The organism is Alteromonas sp. 009811495 (assembly GCF_028865455.1).
GTDB lineage: Bacteria > Pseudomonadota > Gammaproteobacteria > Enterobacterales > Alteromonadaceae > Alteromonas.
Genome location: NZ_CP113972.1, coordinates 648,123 through 665,044 on the forward strand (window position 1 = coordinate 648,123; position 16,922 = coordinate 665,044).

The window sequence follows — 16,922 nt, forward strand, 5'->3', positions numbered from 1 at the left end:
CTAAGATATCTCCACTACGCCGCGTTCTTCGCGGCGTTTTAGTATTAGCATCTGAATCAGTACTGCGCCGCGCATCACAACACTGGTGCCGTTTAGTATTAACAACGGCCAGCTTTGGCTAATCGGCATGGTTAGGCCAAACATTAACGTACTGACATCTTTTATTAGAATATTCTTAAACAAAGTGGCTGATAGCGAGCCCACTTTTTGTCTGCGACGCAGTACCACCCACTGATGTAGCGTACCTTGGAATAATATAACGGTGACCACCAACATTAGCGCGTTGGCACCAAACTGTGCCAAGGTGGGAAAGGGCCGAAAGTACATCGACACAAAGCCCGCCATCAGCGATAGCCCGGCCACCACCGTAATCAGTGCGGTAAGTGATGTGCGTCTTTGTGCCCAAATTTTATAAATGATAATAAGAGTGAGGAGCAGTGCACCGCAGCGTGTCCACACTAGGTAATGGTTAAAGGGCTCAACCGAAATGCCGAAAAGAAAAATGGAGAAAAAAGCGAAATAACTGGAACCAAATTGATTGAGCGATAAGCTATTGTTGGCATCTGAACACAAGTGCTCATATTTGTTCATCGCTTTGATTTGCGCGTACAGCCCCAACCACGTCAATAAAAACAATGCGGCACTCACTAGCCCCATTATGTGATAAAACACAGCAATTCACTCGCAACGACAATCAAAAGTACAGTGTATCACAGCTCACGTCGATTGACGTTTTGGCGGTCTATATTGTTTTTATGAGAGAGTGAGGCAATGGACTAGGCGTAAAGCTTGGTCATTCCACTTGTCACTGGTGGCAGTGATGAACTTAACGTAGTATAGGCGACGTATTCATTTTATTGCGCCAAGGCTATTTTAAAATTTATGATGTTACGCAGTGTTAAGTGGCTTTTGCTTAGTGTGGTTATTGTTGTGGTATTGGTGCTTGCTGGCGCTGCCACCTTTACCTATCTAGCGGTACAAAAAACGCCATTAGTCGACAACACTGCGCCACAGCAACTCGATGGCGCTGACAGCGTCAATAAACTTCTAAATCAACTGCAACAAGCATTCTCGCAACGACAAGAAAGTCACCAGCTGGAGCTAACAGAAACGCAGGTTGAAAGCCTTGTAGGAGTGCTACAACGCGCGCTTCCTGATTTTAAAGGTCGCGTGAATATATCTCCGTTAGGCGGCACGGTAAGTGTGACCTACGCCATCAGCCGCTCAGGCTATTTTGTTAACGTATCAGCACTTGTTTTACCCGGAGATAGTCTGCGTATTGAACAAGTGCAAATTGGCGATATAACCTTATCTGGCAATTTGCTTCTTCGCTTCTTGGAATACACTGTTAACTCCTATACGGAATCTCAAATCGCCACTATCGCTCTGTCTCGTGTGGAGCGAGTCAGTATGAATAATGGTGAACTCACGCTGGATGTTGGTCCACTTGACCCACTGCTGACCGAGCTTAACGTTGTCAGTTTGAATTTAGCCCCAGAGCAAGAAACTGAGCTTGAAAAGCTCAGTGCTTATTATCTTCGCTATATTTCAGGAAGAGACATTGCACTAAGTCCAAAAGCCATTTCGCTGATGGAGTATTTGCGAGAGGGGATGGCGCGAGCTCGTGAGCAAAGTGAAACACCTGAACAAGCCGTACTGCACAACAAAGCGGTGATTATTGCGTTAGCAGCCTATGTGGGCCATTACCGCGTTGGTCAGCTAGTGGGTGATATTCAGCCTAACCCTATTAAAGCGCTTAAGCCTAAACGAGGTGCGGTGCTGCACAAACGCAATGACTTAGCACGGCATTTTATTATTTCAGCTGCTTTGGAACTCTTGTCCAAACAAGGTATATCACTTGCTATCGGTGAATTTAAAGAGCTGATGGATAGAGCTCAAGGGGGCTCGGGTTACAGTTTTGTTGATTTGGCAGCCGACATGTCAGGTACACGATTTGCGCAAGTGGCTACGTCATTGTCTACGGCGCAAGAGGTTCAAAATGCACTTGCGCGTATCCAAAGTGAATTGGAAATCATAGTGCCCATCGACGGACTGCCAGAAGGCTTAAGTAAACAAGCCTTCGTTGAGCAATATGGTCAAGTAGACAGTGAAGCTTATCTTCGTGAGGTAAGCGAAATTGAACATAGAATCGGTAAAGTGGCGCTGTATGCGCCAAGAAATTAGGGCTTTACGTACAGTGAGCCTAGCGCACTAGTCGGCCTTTTTTGCACTCAGCGACTGTTGAAATTGCGCTAATGTTACCAAAGCTACTTCGATTTTTTTCACCAGTGGTCCAAGTGCAGCTTTAGCGGCATCCTCATTCATGTCTTTCATTGCTTGCCAGTCATTCGCAATTTCTTCTACATAAGGCCCAAAGCGCTTCGCTGAGCTTGTGAATCCGCTGTCTGCGGCAAAAATGGCAGCGAATTTCCCTTTTTGATCGCGCTGCAAACTATCTAACATCTGATCGGCATCCACTGCTTTGCGATAAAGAGTTTGCATGGTCTCTTGAAGTTGTTGATGTACAGCTTGCATCTCTTGCATTTAAACGCCCTTTAAATCAATTTTAAATTTCTATGGGTAGTGGTTAAAGTTTCGCCTTTCAAGGCCGATAACCTGACGAGTGTTGGTATTTGCAGCTTATGCAAAGCCCAACATAAAATAAAGGGGGGCAATTCTGCCCACTTTTTTACTTTGCTACAAGCAACAAAGGAAAATGGTATGGATCTACAAGGTGCTAGTGCCTCTGGAACGTCCGGTGCGTCACTTGAGTTGGCCTCTCTAAAGCTTGCTAAAAGTCAGCAAGAACAAGAGGGACAAGCGTCGCTTCAGTTGCTGGAATCAGCTTCTGACGTACCAAAATCATCATCTTCAAACCCCGCATTAGGCGCCAACATTGATACCTATGCGTAGTTTACGGATGTAAATGTAAGTCGATAGGCGTTTTGCCAGGTTGACCGCCAATTTCTCTCACCAGTTTTGGCACCAAGAAGCCTGGTAAACGCTTTATCGCTTTTTCCATAATATCTCTTGCCGCGTTGTCGCTTACATAAAAGTGACTTGCGCCTTGTACCTTGTCTAGTACGTGAAGGTAATAAGGCAAAACGCCAGCATCGAACAGCTTTTCACTTAAGTCGCTAATAGCATCGCCCGAATCGTTGACGTTTTTTAACAACACAGACTGATTAAGCAAAGTGACGCCCATACGTTTAAGCCTGTCTAAGCGCATGGCTAATGACGCCGAAATTTCGTTAGCGTGATTAGCATGAAGTACAAGCACTTTTTGAAGGGGTAAATTGCCAAACCAGTTCTCAAACGCACTATCAATTCTTTCAGGCAGAACAACGGGTAAACGCGTATGTATACGAAGGCGTTTAACATGAGAAATACTGGCAATTTCATGTGCAAGCCACGCTAGGTGATCGTCCTTGGCCATTAACGGGTCTCCACCAGAAAAAATGACCTCGTTAATCTTTACATTGCCGCGAATGTAGTTAAGGACTTCCTCCCATTGGTGCTTGCTCACTGCATTGTCAGCATAGGGAAAGTGACGTCGAAAACAGTATCGGCAGTTAACGGCACAGCCTGTTCGAACCATTAACAGTACGCGAGAGTCATACTTGTGCAGTATACCTTTGCCCGCAGTGTCGTGCTCATCTAAGGGATCCTCACTGTACCCCGGTGACGTTAAAAACTCGTCGCTTAGCGGCATAACTTGTAAAAAAAGCGGATCGTCTGGGTTACCTTTTTCCATTAAATCAACAAAATGGCGTGGAACACGCATAGGGAAAAGGCGCCTTGCTTTTATGTGTTGTGCGTATTTATCTTCATCTAAACCGAGGTGATCAAGCAGCTTTGCAGGGTCTGTAAAACTGCACGCTAATTCTTTTTGCCAGTTATGCTCTACAGAAATCGGTTTTTTAGGTATTATTTGTTCCACGAAACTTTTTGTACCTTATGTTTAGACAGAGGAATTATGGCTAATTACAGCACTAACGAGTTCAAAGGCGGCCTGAAAATCATGCTGGACGGCGAACCATGCAACATTCTAGAAAACGAATACGTAAAGCCGGGTAAGGGCCAAGCGTTTAACCGCGTTAAAATTCGTAAGCTTATTTCAGGTAAAGTTTTGGAAAAAACTTTCCGCTCAGGCGAATCAGTAGAAGGCGCTGACGTAATGGATACAGAGCTTGCCTACTTATACACCGACGGCGAATTCTACCACTTTATGAACAACGATACATTCGAACAAATCGCTGCAGATGAAAAAGCGGTTGGTGAGAACAAAAAGTGGTTAGTAGAAAACGACGTTTGCATTATTACACTATGGAACGGTTCACCGATTACGGTTACACCGCCAAACTTCGTAGAGCTTGAGATCACTGAAACCGATCCAGGCCTTAAAGGCGATACGGCAGGTACTGGCGGTAAGCCTGCAACGCTAAGTACGGGTGCGGTAGTTCGCGTGCCATTGTTTGTGCAAACTGGCGAAGTGATTCGCGTAGACACGCGCTCTGGCGAATACGTTTCTCGCGCACAAAAATAAAAGAACTCGGCCCTTGTATTAAAGGGCAATTAAAAAACCGGTGTATCACGCAGCGCGTGTGCATCGGTTTTTTGTTTTTTATACTATCAACACCACTACTTGATATAATTGACCGCTCAAACACGTTAACCGATTAACATCGAACACCTGTTGATGTTGTTCTTCATTATGCAGGGTTTACAATTATGCAGGCAGTTATATGACAGGCTCCGTTAATACTTGCGGCACTTCTCAGCTTTGGCAACCCACATCAACCTTAGAAGCACGTCGAGCGCGTGCTGACCTATTGCGTGCTATACGTGAATACTTTTATCAACGCGATGTGCTTGAGGTAGATACGCCATTGCTCTCAAACGGCACTGTAACCGATGAACACCTTGACGCATTTGTTACCGCGTTTGCTCATGGTAATACTGGTAAGCCTGTCAATTTGTATCTGCAAACATCGCCAGAATATGCCATGAAGCGTCTGCTTTGTGCGCAAAGCGGCTCAATTTATCAAATCTGTAAAGCCTTTCGTCATGAAGGTGAGGGGCGCTGGCATAACCCAGAGTTCACTATGTTGGAATGGTACAGGTTGGGTTACGACCACCTTCAGTTAATGGACGATGTGGATGCGTTACTAATGACCACATTAGGCACTGAGCCAGGTGATAAGTTGACTTATCAAAACGCATTTATTGAGCACTTGGCGCTTGACCCACTAACGGCCACAGATGACATGCTAGAAAGTGCGTTACGCGAGCACAACATCGACATTCACGCGCCACAAACGTTAAGTACAGATAGTAAACTTCAGCTTCTGTTTAGCTACTGTATAGAACCGCGTATTGGCATACAAAAGCCTTGCTTTATTTACGAATTCCCCGCGTCGCAAGCGGCACTGGCTAAGTTAAGTCGTCGGGATAATCGTGTTGCAGAACGCTTTGAGGTGTATTTCAAAGGAGCGGAACTCGCAAACGGCTTCAACGAGCTTAGTGAAGCGGAAGAACAGCGCCGACGTTTTGAAAGCGACAACAAAAAGCGTGAAAAAGCGGGGCTTGAAACTAAACCCATTGATGAGCATTTTTTAAGTGCACTTGAAAATGGGCTGCCCGCGTGCGCTGGCGTGGCGCTTGGGGTTGACAGGTTACTGATGCTGAAAATGGGCGCACCTCATATTCAAGATGTGATTAACTTTCCTGTAAGCCGAGCATAAACGATACGTTTCACAGTATTTAAAGTGTTAGCGAACTAACATTAAATGTCGTTAAAACCTGTCATACGAACGTTCAGTGGGAGTTGACATTCAATCCTACATCCTTAAAAATGTTATAACATCTCAAAATAATGTTATAACATCCTAAGAGGAAGTTCATGAAAATGCGTTCACTGCTAAGTTTAACGATAGCAGGGCTGTTAAGTGCGCCTGTTTATGCCACTACAGTAACTGGAAAAGTCACCGATACAGCAGGGAAGCCCGTTGCTGGCGCTGAAGTCAAAATTGAAGGTACACGACGCGTTGCTTACACAGATGAAAACGGTGTATACCGCTTCGATGACGTAAAACAGCCACATATCCACTTGCACGTATACTCTTCAGAGCATATTCATGGTGATAACGACCTTGGTGACGTTACCCGCGATCAAAATGTTGATTTTGTATTAAAACCCGCTTCAGTTGAGAACATTGTTGTTACCGCTAACGCGCTACAGTCATCAGTGCTTGAGTCTGTGACGCCAGTAACGGTCATTGGTGCAGAAAAGTTACGCAAAATTGAAGCGCCTACCTTAGGGGAAACCCTAAAAAATGCACCTGGTGTGCACAGTACTTATTTCGGCCCAGTTGCGAGTAGCCCAATTATCCGTGGTAACGATGGTCCACGGGTTAAAATTGTGCAAAACGGCTTGGATGTTTCTGACGTATCTCGCGTTGGACCCGATCACAATGTCGCGTCTACTCTAACCAGTGCAACACAAGTGGAAGTATTGCGCGGTCCTGCAACACTACAATACGGCAGTGGTGCAATTGGCGGTGTAGTCAATGTAGTCGATAAGCGTATTCCTCAGTATCCAGTAGAAGGGATTGAAGGTGAGGCCGAAACGAGCTACAGCACAGTTAACGAAGGCACCTATACACGCGGCGACGTAACCGGTGGAAAAGGCAATTGGGCGTGGCACGTTGATGGTTTCTATCGCGATACCGAAAACGCTGATATTCCCGGCTATGCGTCTATCGACCCCGATGAAGATGAGCCCAAAGGTGAGCTAGAGAGCAGCGCAATGGAAACCAGCAATATTGTTGCAGGTTTGTCTTATGTAGCAGAAGAAGGGTATTTTGGCTTTGCCGTTGAGAAGCTAGACAATGAATACGGTGTACCTGGCCACAGTCACGCGCATGGCGAGGAAGAGCACGATGATGATGACCATGACGAAAGCGAACATGATGATCACGGTGAAGAGCACAGTGAAGAAGGGGTTCTGCTTGATGTTGATATGACCCGCTATCAAATGGCTGGCGAGTGGCACTCACCTGTAGAAGGGCTTACTAATCTTAAGTTTGCCGCTGCTTATACCGACTATGAGCATGCCGAGATTGAAGATGGAGAGCCAGGTACAGTATTTACTAATGAGTCTAGCGATATTCGCCTATCTGCTTATCACGAGGAGATAAACGGGTGGCATGGCGTATTTGGCTTGCAGTTTAATCATAGTGACTACAACGCCGTAGGTGAGGAAGCATTTACACCAGCCAATACTACATCAAGCTATGCATTGTATATCGTTGAGCAGAAAAAGGTGGGTGATATTACCTTTGAACTAGGGGGACGCCTTGAACGAACTACTCTTGATGCCGATGATAGTGAAATTGAGCTTGATATAGCCCATGAAGAACACGACGAGCACGAGGGTGAAGAGCACGAAGGCGAGGAACACGAAGGCGAAGAGCATGAAGAACATGCGCTTGCGTTTAGTTTCCCTGACTACAATTTCACCAGCCTTTCTCTATCAGCTGGCGCAAACTGGGAATATGCAGAAGGACATGCTGTTGCAGTAACCTTGTCGCGTAGTGAGCGTGCACCTAGTCAGCAAGAACTCTTTTCAGCAGGTCAGCACCTTGCTACTCAAAGTTATGAAGTGGGTTTGGTGTTTGATATGGACGATGAAGGGCATATCGAAGAGTCGCTAAGCGGCGTTAAAGAAGAAGTGAGCACAAATTTAGATGTGACTTTCCGTAAGTATTCTGGCGATTGGGGATACAGTGTTTCATTTTTCTTTAACCAAGCTGATGACTACATTTTCCAAACAAACACCGGGTTAATTGCGTTAAGTGAGCATGAAGAGCACGGTGATGAAGAGCATGAAGATGAAGCTCATGATGATGAAATCGGCATGCACGAAGACGAACATGATGAGCACAGCGAAGAAGGGCTTCCAGTCTATTACTTCCAGCAAGCCGATGCTGATATTTGGGGCTTCGAAGCAGAAACCTATGTTGATTTGAGTGACACATTGCGCCTTACCGTATTCGGCGATTACATTCGTGCTGAAATTGAAGGTGATAACTTACCTCGCACGCCGCCTATGCGTTTTGGTAGTGAATTAAGTTACATGAAAGATGGACTAAGTGCAGATGTCGGGCTTACGTGGTATGACGACCAACAGCACGTTGCGTCGTATGAAACCGTAACAGATGGCTATACGTTGGTTAATGCCAGTGTTCAATACGAGTTTGCGAGTCAGGGCATCGATTGGGTGTTGTTTGCGCGTGGCGAAAACCTTACCGACGAGGAAGCTCGTGTACATACGTCTTTCTTAAAAGATCCGGCGCCGCTACCAGGAAGAAACTTTACTATGGGCGTTCGTGCACTGTTCTAAAAGCCTGACATAGTTCAATGGTTATTAAGTGCAAAGGCGGTGTATTTACACCGCCTTTTTTGTTTTACTGGTGGATAATTTCAAATCTGCCACGGGGCAATTAAAGGCAATATTGTGCGAGAATTTAGCATCAAAGATGGTGATGACATCATTCAATGGCTCACAACGTTAACACAATCACATATCGTATTGGGTTACGGGAGTTTGTTAAGTAAAGACAGTCGTGAACGCTACTCAAACATCTTTACGCAGGGGATCCCTGTAACCGTTGAAGGGTTTGAGCGTGCATGGGTTACTCGTAGCTTAAGTGAGAAGCAAACCTATGTAGGTGCTACGCCTCACAAACGTGAAAGTCTTAACGCGCAATTGATCCCAACAACGCTTAACCCCACACTACAAGCGCGAGAAAAAGACTATCGATTTGTTAGCGTAAAGAGTGAGAATGTGATTTTTAATAATATCGACTCACAGTATCAAGCATTGCTAATTGAACAATTGTCGCCTTTTTCATTGTGGATTTGTGAAACACTAGATTGTCATGAACCTTCCCAAGCGTACCCAGTGCATCAAACATATATCGATACATGTTTGGCTGGGTGTTTAGAGCATGGTGGCGTTGATGAGGCAAAAGCGTTTGTTGCCAATACCAAACTGTGGGACCATCCCAGAATAAATGATAGAGCAAAGCCGTTATACCCGCGCAGTGCGAGGGTAAGCAGTGATGTCCATCAAATCATAGATACGCTGTTGCAGCCCTAAAACTAAGCGAGAAAAATCGTGAGTGTGACGTCTGATATTAATTCTGAAATGCTTTACAGCGAGCGGCTCCGTCTTCGCCTGCTAGATTTTGAAGATAAACATTGGATTTTGCGTTTGCAGCAAGATGACCTTTGGCTCAAATTTATAGGAAGTCGTGGCGTTAACTCTGTAGATGACGCATGTGACTATATTGAAAGAACCAATGCGCAGCGCGCTGAATGGGGATATGGACTGTGGGCCGTTGAAGATAAAGTCAGCCATCAGCCAATAGGGGTATGCGGGCTTTTCAATCGCTTTGCCTTTTCATGCCCCGATTTGGGATTTGCAATGTTGCCAGAAGCACGGGGTAAAGGTTTGTGTCGTGAAGCTTGCACGCGCGTAATTCAATGGGCGCACGAAAAGGGCTATCATTTTCTAACCGCCATGACGCACCCAGACAATAGTGCGTCGCAGCGTGTACTTGAACGTGTCGGTTTTTCCAAACACGGTGCCTACTTTGACAAGACTTTTTCAAAACAAGCCCTGTATTGGCTCGACCTTCCTGAGGCGCACCAAATAGACGCGCCTTAGTTGGTACTTACTTACAGCTCTTCTACATTGGAGGGAGTACGATAACTTTCTTAATCACAATGGGCTCAATAGGAACATTGTTGGCATTAAGGCGAAGTGAGTACTCAGTTTCAACTTCAGACATGGCATCGACAACGTCCTCGCCCTCAACGATCACGCCAAACACAGCATAGCCCCAATCTCGCCCTGGGTTTAGGCTGCTGTTGTCATTAACGTTAAAGAAAAACTGTCGATTTGCAGTGTGAGGATCATTTTGCCTCGCCATTGCAATGGTGTGTAAATCGTTGGTCAATCCATTTCCAGACTCATTAAAAATATCTGGGAAATTAGACTTACCATTAAAGTCCGCAGTGTAACCACCTCCTTGTACTACAAACCCAGGCACAATTCGGTGAAAAATTGTGTCTTCATAAGCGCGCTTGTCTACGTAGCGTAAAAAGTTATTTACCGTGATGGGTGCGCGTCGTCTGTCGAGTTCAACGACAATATCACCCATAGTGGTTTCAAATTTCACGCGGGGGTAGTAATTATCGGGTTGCACATGTGAACCATCATCTTTTGTTGCCGCAAGCACTGTTGCGCTTACAAACAATGAAAGTAGTGCGAATATATAGTGGCGTGTTGTCTTCATGAATAATCCTCTTTCAAAAACCAGACTATCGCTTTGCTGTGCCTAAGATGACGAACTTTTTATCACTCGCAAGCACCTTGGCACCACCGAACAATTTTTTCAGTTTAATGTGGTAATCAAGGTGACGGTTACCCACCACAACTAAATGACCGCTCTTGACTAACAAGTCGCGAGAGTCGGTGAACATTTGCCAAGCAATATGATCCGTTATGGCATTTTGCTGGTGAAATGGTGGGTTGCACAAAATTTTAGTTACAGCAGGTCGTTGGCTTCTTTCAAGCAGCGCTTCCAAGCAATTACTAGCAACAAACTCGCATTGATCAATCTTGTCTGGAAAGTTGTTCAATACGTTTAATCGAGCACTTTCAAGTGCCATATATGACTCATCGACAAAGATAACTTTTGCATCGGGAGCGAGGGCTAACGCGTTGACACCAAGCACCCCGTTACCACATCCCAAGTCAACAATGACGTCATTAGCACTTACCGTCATGTGTTCTAGCATGATGCGAGCGCCAATATCTAATGATTGCCGAGAAAATACGTTGGCTAAGTTGTCCAGCGTCAGTGTTTGGCCGGCAGTTCCCTTTGCCTGCCAACGAGTAGGATAAGGAGATTTAGCGTGAGTTTTTGTATTATCACGTGTGGCGAAAACGAGACGAGATTTCTTTTTGGCCAACGACGTCGTGGTTTTGCCAATATACTTTTCAAACAAACCAAGAACGGATTTAGTGATAGTTTTCACCTTACCCGCAGCCACAACATGTGTATCAGGTGTAATGTAGCGCTGAATATCAATAAGTTGTTGTTCCAGCAATGCAAGCGCACGGGGTATCTTAATCACAACGATATCAACATGAGATGCAGGTGTGAACGATAAACTATCTACGCTGGTTAACGTTTGAACAGGGGCGGTGATTGCATTGTCCTTGGAAGATGGTGTCAGTTGATTTGCCGTTAGGTTCTCTAACAATGAGCGGTAGGCAATGTAGGAGTCAGACACCCACAGTGGCTCAACATGTGCAAACCAGCAACCCAACACCCCGAAGTCATCATTAAAAATCATCATTTTAGGCGCTGTTGATGTGGTTATAGCACCTTCACTAAGACTGGTTTCTATATGCTCAATAAGTAGTTCATCTGCACTGTCCCACGCTTGCAAGCTCACGTGCTGATGCTTTTCTGGGTAACGTATTAGCGTGAATTGACGATCTGCAAATAAGAATTCTGTATTCATGAGGTTGTGCTTGATTGACTCGTGGACTGTGATTACTGGTGTTACCCCATTGGCATTTTCCCCAACAGGTGACTACTAGAATACCATCTTCGACAAAAGTACGCTGCTGTTTACCCTCTCAAATTAAGGTTAAACGTTTACTTTGTTATTTAAATGTGAAAATATTGTTAAATGAAGCTTGTCCGACCACTAATAAACTCGCAATTAAAACGAGGAACAACCATGAAAAAAAGTTACACCCTACTATGGACTATGCTATTTGCGTTATTTTCGCTAAGTGCCAGAGCAGAAATAACCTTTCCTAATTCGGTATACAGTAACCTTGATTACGGCTTGTATTGGTTCGATTACACTGACGCGCAGAAAGCAGTCGCAGGGCAATCGAACCCTTACTACAGTAGCAGTAAGAAAACCGTTATTTATATACACGGTTGGCAGAATGGCTCGGTTACTAACCGCTCAAGAGAAACTCTAAATAGAAATGGCTCTGGCGGTCCTAATCAAGATCTTGCCTGGTACTGGCTAGATAGAGGTTACAATGTGGGTATCTTGTACTGGAATCAGTTCGCTGATGAAAGTGAAGTCAAAGACGCCGAGGCTAAAATTCACTCAACCAATGGCCCTCGCGGCATGCGCTGGAAGTCATCTAATGGCAGTTATAACTCAGGGCCAAATCAATCAGTCACGTCGCTCTTATACACGGCTTTGGTAAACGGTTTACCTAATTTTACCGGCTCAGAGCTTAGAATTGCAGGGCATTCATTAGGAAATCAGCTTGCGCTGACTATCTCCGATAAGCTTAATACCGCAGTAAACCAAGGCAACTTATCTGGCGCTTACCGCCCCGATCGCATTGCCTTACTTGACCCGTTTTACTCGATAGGTCAGAAGTCATACCTTAACAATCAATGGACTGGTGAGCGTAGCAAAGCCATTGTAGATACACTAAAAGCCAAAGGTGTTGCAATTGAAGCGTACAGAAGCTCACCTGTTACCAGTACGTTTTTGGCTGGTGACGACAACAAGAGTCTGATGAACAGTATTGCCTTCTCTGAATTAAAACCGTGGAATTTTAACTGGTGGCAAGTGGCAGAAAAACACGGTGCAGCGGTTACGCATTATTTTTGGTCTCGTGCGTTTAACCCGTTAACGCTTGATAGCAGCAGTACGCAGGTGCCAAGTGCGTCTGCCAGTAAAAGCGTGATTAAAACGTGGATGAACAAAAACAAAGGCGTAATTCAAGATAGTGGTGCGTACAGTGCTACGCCGGCCGATGACGACTTTAAAGAAAAGGCGCGTTTGTAACACGCAATCCGAAAGCACATTGCATACGTACTGGTTAGGTAAATACAATAGAAATCCTAACTTCGGACACGGCAGTATGTATGCAATTCTCACTCTTTGATTCAGATATTACTGACACTAATCAGCCAGATAGTAGCGTCAAGACGCTCCCATTAGCTGAAGCGGATGTGAAGTATTACCCGCGTGCTATTGCAACTGACAGCGCCAACCACTATTTTCATGCGCTCAAGCGAGAATTGCCATGGCGACAAGACGCCATTCGCCTTTTTGGTAAGTCGATTAATATACCTCGTCTTCAAAGCTGGCATGGCGACCCAGAATGTACTTACACCTATTCAAACTTAACACTTAAGCCCAATTCTTGGACCGACTCTCTTCAGCGCTTAAGAGTGCTGTGCGAGACCTTAAGCAACACATCGTTTAACTGTGTACTTGCCAATTGGTATAGAGACGGCAATGACAGCATGAGTTTTCATGCTGATGATGAGGTTGAGCTCGGCATAAATCCAACAATTGCTTCTGTAACGTTAGGTGAAGCCAGGCCCTTTGTTTTTAAGCACAAAGAAAGTAAAGCCACTTACACCCAAGTGCTTGAGCACGGAAGTGTATTGATTATGGCGGGCACTACACAGAGTCACTATTTGCATGGTATTGCAAAGACGGCTAAGCCAATCGGTGGTAGAATCAATCTTACTTTTCGTCATTTGATTCCACGAAATAGGTAAACACCATATGCAAGTAAAAACGTTTCTTGAAGAAGCGATTCGCAGTGCACTTTCACCGCTTTATTTAGAAGTGTTAGATGAAAGCTTTATGCACAATGTGCCAGAGGGGGCGCAGAGTCATTTTAAAGTTACGGTAGTAAGTGATGCTTTCGAAGGAAAGCGTTTGCTAGCGCGCCATAGAGAGGTAAACGCATTGGCCGCTGAGGCGTTGGCGGGCCCAGTTCACGCACTTGCTCTTCATACCTATACATCGAAAGAGTGGGAAGCAAGAGGTGGGGAATCGTTAACATCGCCAAACTGTTTGGGCGGCAGCAAGCACGACGCCTAAACAACATATCATCGTTTTTAAATGGAAGTAATTATGAAGCAAGTAGGCGTTTTCGCCGTTTTTTTGGATGCTCTTAGGACGCCTTCGATACAAGTGCTAGTGTTTGGCACTGGCTTCTTGTTATGCATGTTGTTTGTTTACATGGGCGTGCTGACACCGATGGACAACAATTTGTACGCCTTGCTTAGCGAAGTGGGAAATGCTGCCCCGTGGCGACAAGCGCTATTACAAGATGCAACAGTGCTAGGTAGCCTAAGCGTACTTTTATTTGTCACTGTGTCAGTGGCTATGGCCCTATTGCTTGCGGGAGAACAACGCAAAGCGCTGACCTTTGTTTGCGCTGTTGTAATAGGTTTGGCCGTAACATTTTTGCTTCAAGCAGGGATCGCACGACCACGACCGCCTTTAGCTGATCACACTGCAACATTGTATGACCATAGCTTTCCGTCAACGCACACTACACTTTCAACCTTGGTCTACTTTTATATCGCGTACTTGCTTAACCATTTTACCAATAATAGGGCTGTGCGGCTTTGGGTGTATTTGGTAGCAGCGATATTGGTTATGACAATTGGTATAAGCAAAGTCATGTTAGGGATGCATTGGCCCAGTGACGTTGTGGCGGGATGGTGTGCGGGTGGTAGTATGGCGGCGCTGAGCTTTTATGTGATCAAATGGAAGCGCAAGTTGCGTGTAAAAACGTCATAACCATTACAGAAGTATCATCTTTTAGCGCGAGACGACCATGGAAAATAACAACGCTAGTGACAGCATTGACTATGTAGAAAAAGTGTCGCGTTTGCTTGCAAGTGATATGTACCGCATGCGCTGCTTAACTGCACTAAGGGAGCTTGCTCTACCCCAAGGTTATATTGGCGCGGGCTTTTTACGAAACGCCATTTGGGATGTACTTCACAACAAACCTTCTTCAACACCACTAAACGATGTAGATGTTATTTATTTCTGCCGACAAAGTGAGAAAGAGCGTGACGCAGAGCTTGAACGTCGCTTGCACGACATGATGCCCGAAGCCAATTGGCAAGTGAAAAATCAAGCTAGAATGCACACTTTGCATGGCCACAATCCTTACGAAAGTTGCGAACAGGCCATTTCATATTGGATTGAAAAAGAAACGTGTGTTGCGGTTAAGCTAAATGAATCGGGGCGTGTAGAGGTGTTGGCGCCTTTTGGTCTACAGGCTAATTTTGCCAGCACGCTATCTATTAACCCTCGCTATCCACGTCGTGAGGTGTTTAACACGAGAGTGAAGCAAAAAGATTGGCTTAAAATATGGCCACAGTTGAGCCTTCATTATTGATACGTAGCGCTACATCTTTTCAGCAATAGTCACTATCTTGGTGGCGATAGAGGCAATCGTTGTGTTTTCGCTCATCGCTTGTTTCTGTAACCGTCTATAAGCGCTATTTTCGCTTAAGTTAAACTTATCCATTATCACAAGTTTGGCGCGTCCAATGACCTTTTGCTCATGAACGGCGCGCTTGGCTTCATCGAGCTCTCTCCCCATGTCTTCAATATGTTTTGCCTGTACCCGAAGTAAATCGTAAAACGAGCGGTGTGCGGCAAGTGTTTGTGTTTGCTCATCAATCGCGGCGGGAGTGACATTGTCTTTGCCAGCATCTTCTACAAGACCAGGCATGTTAGGGTCGAATAACAAGGTCAGTGGCGAGCCTTCACTTAAATGTTCATCGTTGAATCTATCGAGCAATTGCTGATGGTTTGTTAGTTCGTTTTTGGCGTCTATCACTTTTTGATTTGCTTGCTCCAACAATGATTGAGTAAGCTGAACTTCAATTGTTTGCAATGCATCGATGCGTCGTGTTGCCACGTCAAACCACACTTCTGAAATGGCCTCAGAAATAGGGCTACCATCGCTTAGTTGTGCAATCATTTTACGCAACCGCAGGACATCGAATGTCGCTTCACTTTCATTTAATTCGCAAAATGATTGCATACTGGCAGGTGGGCTGAACTCACTAAAAATAGTAAAGTGATGGTCTTGGGCTTGTTGTAAGGTATGTAATTTTTCGCACAAATGAGACTCAAAGTGAGTTTCAGCAAATCCAATTGCGCCCCATGCGCGTTCTTGTCCTGCGTACTCTTTGGCTTGCATAAAGTTAAAAAGAGAAACAAGCAGCCGAGTAATATCAGGGTCACTGGCAATATCCGCGGCTTCGAAAATAACAGTTAACAAGCTGGCAATAAGTCGACTATATGCACGTGTTGATTCAAGTGCGGATAATCCTTGCTTATTAATTTGTTCTCTAAGGTGTGGCAAATAGTCAGTTGCTTGCATTGCTAGCGTAATACTGCTGAGTAAACGCGGATTTCCCGAGCTTATCGCATTGGTAAGGTAAAGTGATTTTAAATGACTTTTTAACAGGGACTCAGCGCTTTCGCTGTGGCTGATATATTGCAGCCTAGCGTTTGTGTAACGCGCTCCTTTTGAGCCCAAATAAATATTGCTGGCGCCGCGCTCTTTTTGTAGTGCATGCACAAGCTCACAAACCGCAATAACAATGCGACAGTTGCTCGACAACTGTTCTAACACGGTAATTTCAGCGTGTTTAGCCGCAAGTAAAAAACGTTTAGTTGCATCGCTACATAGCGCTACAGAAGTTTCTTTTTGTTTTAGCATGTTTCTACGGGTGTACCTGTGTGACGTGTTTAACGTACTTTTTTCTTTTTGTTGTTAGCGTACTTATCAACAATACCTTGCAACAGCTATGCCTTTCTAAGTTGAATCGCGAAACTCTTTTGTTCCAGCGTCAAGAAAGAATGTAAATAAGCCACGCCAATGCCCTTGATTTATGGGTAACGAAAAGCGCTGCGTAATGAAAGACGTTTAAAAAGAGAAGTCGAATGCGTTAAAGGTAACAAAAGAAAGAGGTAAGAATGAGAAGAGATAAGAGTGAGAAGGGCTAAAAGCGAAAACCAAACCAAGA

At 44.9% G+C, this 16,922-nt stretch carries 18 protein-coding genes; 12 read left to right on the forward strand and 6 right to left on the reverse strand.

Annotated features, from left to right (window positions below; translation table 11 throughout):
• A complete protein-coding gene (locus OZ660_RS02950) occupies positions 1-672 on the reverse strand; it encodes a hypothetical protein (protein WP_274742509.1) in 672 nt (223 codons plus the stop codon).
• Positions 673-882: 210 nt separating this feature from the next.
• Here OZ660_RS02950 and OZ660_RS02955 point away from each other — a divergent pair, with 210 nt between their 5' ends.
• On the forward strand, positions 883-2,184 hold the full coding sequence (locus OZ660_RS02955; RefSeq protein WP_274742510.1) for a hypothetical protein: 1,302 nt from the start codon (positions 883-885) through the stop codon (positions 2,182-2,184).
• 27 nt (positions 2,185-2,211) lie between these two features.
• On the opposite strand, the gene OZ660_RS02960 is transcribed toward OZ660_RS02955, so the two are convergent.
• Complete coding sequence (locus tag OZ660_RS02960) at positions 2,212-2,544, reverse strand: hypothetical protein (RefSeq protein ID WP_159624110.1); 333 nt, start codon at positions 2,542-2,544, stop codon at positions 2,212-2,214.
• Positions 2,545-2,721: 177 nt separating this feature from the next.
• Between OZ660_RS02960 and OZ660_RS02965 the strand changes: the two genes are divergently transcribed.
• Positions 2,722-2,913, forward strand: coding sequence for a hypothetical protein (locus OZ660_RS02965; RefSeq protein ID WP_159624108.1), 192 nt, complete (start codon positions 2,722-2,724; stop codon positions 2,911-2,913).
• 1 nt (position 2,914) lies between these two features.
• On the opposite strand, the gene epmB is transcribed toward OZ660_RS02965, so the two are convergent.
• On the reverse strand, positions 2,915-3,940 hold the full coding sequence (gene epmB / locus OZ660_RS02970) for an EF-P beta-lysylation protein EpmB (RefSeq protein WP_274742511.1): 1,026 nt from the start codon (positions 3,938-3,940) through the stop codon (positions 2,915-2,917).
• 36 nt (positions 3,941-3,976) lie between these two features.
• Between epmB and efp the strand changes: the two genes are divergently transcribed.
• From efp to OZ660_RS02995, 5 genes are all read left to right on the forward strand, one after another.
• On the forward strand, positions 3,977-4,546 hold the full coding sequence (gene efp / locus OZ660_RS02975) for an elongation factor P (protein ID WP_159624104.1): 570 nt from the start codon (positions 3,977-3,979) through the stop codon (positions 4,544-4,546).
• 199 nt (positions 4,547-4,745) lie between these two features.
• Positions 4,746-5,744 (forward strand): elongation factor P--(R)-beta-lysine ligase, encoded by a 999-nt coding sequence (epmA, locus tag OZ660_RS02980; protein ID WP_274742512.1) that lies wholly within the window; start codon positions 4,746-4,748, stop codon positions 5,742-5,744.
• A 158-nt stretch (positions 5,745-5,902) separates the two neighbouring features.
• Positions 5,903-8,404 (forward strand): TonB-dependent receptor, encoded by a 2,502-nt coding sequence (locus tag OZ660_RS02985; RefSeq protein WP_274742513.1) that lies wholly within the window; start codon positions 5,903-5,905, stop codon positions 8,402-8,404.
• Between the two features lie 114 nt (positions 8,405-8,518).
• On the forward strand, positions 8,519-9,163 hold the full coding sequence (locus OZ660_RS02990; protein ID WP_274742514.1) for a gamma-glutamylcyclotransferase: 645 nt from the start codon (positions 8,519-8,521) through the stop codon (positions 9,161-9,163).
• An 18-nt stretch (positions 9,164-9,181) separates the two neighbouring features.
• A complete protein-coding gene (locus tag OZ660_RS02995; protein ID WP_274742515.1) occupies positions 9,182-9,733 on the forward strand; it encodes a GNAT family N-acetyltransferase in 552 nt (183 codons plus the stop codon).
• A gap of 22 nt (positions 9,734-9,755) precedes the next feature.
• Here the strand turns inward: OZ660_RS02995 and OZ660_RS03000 are convergent, their stop codons facing one another.
• The gene (locus OZ660_RS03000) at positions 9,756-10,364 is read right to left on the reverse strand and encodes a peptidylprolyl isomerase (protein WP_226434039.1); all 609 of its coding nucleotides are present in this window, start codon (positions 10,362-10,364) and stop codon (positions 9,756-9,758) included.
• A 25-nt stretch (positions 10,365-10,389) separates the two neighbouring features.
• A complete protein-coding gene (locus OZ660_RS03005) occupies positions 10,390-11,601 on the reverse strand; it encodes a methyltransferase (RefSeq protein ID WP_274742516.1) in 1,212 nt (403 codons plus the stop codon).
• A gap of 222 nt (positions 11,602-11,823) precedes the next feature.
• Here OZ660_RS03005 and OZ660_RS03010 point away from each other — a divergent pair, with 222 nt between their 5' ends.
• The 5 genes from OZ660_RS03010 to OZ660_RS03030 all read left to right on the forward strand — a co-directional run bounded on the left by OZ660_RS03010 (position 11,824) and on the right by OZ660_RS03030 (position 15,277).
• Positions 11,824-12,906, forward strand: coding sequence for a hypothetical protein (locus OZ660_RS03010; protein ID WP_274742517.1), 1,083 nt, complete (start codon positions 11,824-11,826; stop codon positions 12,904-12,906).
• Positions 12,907-12,986: 80 nt separating this feature from the next.
• A complete protein-coding gene (locus OZ660_RS03015; protein ID WP_274742518.1) occupies positions 12,987-13,631 on the forward strand; it encodes an alpha-ketoglutarate-dependent dioxygenase AlkB family protein in 645 nt (214 codons plus the stop codon).
• Positions 13,632-13,638: 7 nt separating this feature from the next.
• The gene (locus OZ660_RS03020; RefSeq protein ID WP_202263470.1) at positions 13,639-13,959 is read left to right on the forward strand and encodes a BolA/IbaG family iron-sulfur metabolism protein; all 321 of its coding nucleotides are present in this window, start codon (positions 13,639-13,641) and stop codon (positions 13,957-13,959) included.
• Positions 13,960-13,992: 33 nt separating this feature from the next.
• Positions 13,993-14,667: a phosphatase PAP2 family protein gene (locus OZ660_RS03025; RefSeq protein ID WP_274742519.1), complete on the forward strand. Its 675-nt coding sequence runs from the start codon at positions 13,993-13,995 to the stop codon at positions 14,665-14,667.
• 106 nt (positions 14,668-14,773) lie between these two features.
• Positions 14,774-15,277: a nucleotidyltransferase family protein gene (locus OZ660_RS03030; RefSeq protein ID WP_446698962.1), complete on the forward strand. Its 504-nt coding sequence runs from the start codon at positions 14,774-14,776 to the stop codon at positions 15,275-15,277.
• 9 nt (positions 15,278-15,286) lie between these two features.
• Here the strand turns inward: OZ660_RS03030 and OZ660_RS03035 are convergent, their stop codons facing one another.
• The gene (locus OZ660_RS03035; protein ID WP_274742521.1) at positions 15,287-16,615 is read right to left on the reverse strand and encodes a nitrate regulatory protein; all 1,329 of its coding nucleotides are present in this window, start codon (positions 16,613-16,615) and stop codon (positions 15,287-15,289) included.
• Between the last annotated feature and the right edge of the window lie 307 nt (positions 16,616-16,922).

Excerpts from the sequence above, each read along its gene's own strand:
- OZ660_RS03010 (WP_274742517.1), top strand. The coding sequence starts at position 11,824 with ATGAAAAAAAGTTACACCCTACTATGGACTATGCTATTTGCGTTATTT.
- OZ660_RS02955 (WP_274742510.1), top strand. The coding sequence starts at position 883 with ATGATGTTACGCAGTGTTAAGTGGCTTTTGCTTAGTGTGGTTATTGTT.
- OZ660_RS03015 (WP_274742518.1), top strand. The coding sequence starts at position 12,987 with ATGCAATTCTCACTCTTTGATTCAGATATTACTGACACTAATCAGCCA.
- OZ660_RS02960 (WP_159624110.1), bottom strand. The coding sequence starts at position 2,544 with ATGCAAGAGATGCAAGCTGTACATCAACAACTTCAAGAGACCATGCAA.
- OZ660_RS03005 (WP_274742516.1), bottom strand. The coding sequence starts at position 11,601 with ATGAATACAGAATTCTTATTTGCAGATCGTCAATTCACGCTAATACGT.
- OZ660_RS03030 (WP_446698962.1), top strand. The coding sequence starts at position 14,774 with ATGTACCGCATGCGCTGCTTAACTGCACTAAGGGAGCTTGCTCTACCC.
- OZ660_RS03035 (WP_274742521.1), bottom strand. The coding sequence starts at position 16,615 with ATGCTAAAACAAAAAGAAACTTCTGTAGCGCTATGTAGCGATGCAACT.
- OZ660_RS03020 (WP_202263470.1), top strand. The coding sequence starts at position 13,639 with ATGCAAGTAAAAACGTTTCTTGAAGAAGCGATTCGCAGTGCACTTTCA.
- epmA (WP_274742512.1), top strand. The coding sequence starts at position 4,746 with ATGACAGGCTCCGTTAATACTTGCGGCACTTCTCAGCTTTGGCAACCC.
- OZ660_RS03000 (WP_226434039.1), bottom strand. The coding sequence starts at position 10,364 with ATGAAGACAACACGCCACTATATATTCGCACTACTTTCATTGTTTGTA.
- OZ660_RS03025 (WP_274742519.1), top strand. The coding sequence starts at position 13,993 with ATGAAGCAAGTAGGCGTTTTCGCCGTTTTTTTGGATGCTCTTAGGACG.
- OZ660_RS02965 (WP_159624108.1), top strand. The coding sequence starts at position 2,722 with ATGGATCTACAAGGTGCTAGTGCCTCTGGAACGTCCGGTGCGTCACTT.
- efp (WP_159624104.1), top strand. The coding sequence starts at position 3,977 with ATGGCTAATTACAGCACTAACGAGTTCAAAGGCGGCCTGAAAATCATG.
- OZ660_RS02985 (WP_274742513.1), top strand. The coding sequence starts at position 5,903 with ATGAAAATGCGTTCACTGCTAAGTTTAACGATAGCAGGGCTGTTAAGT.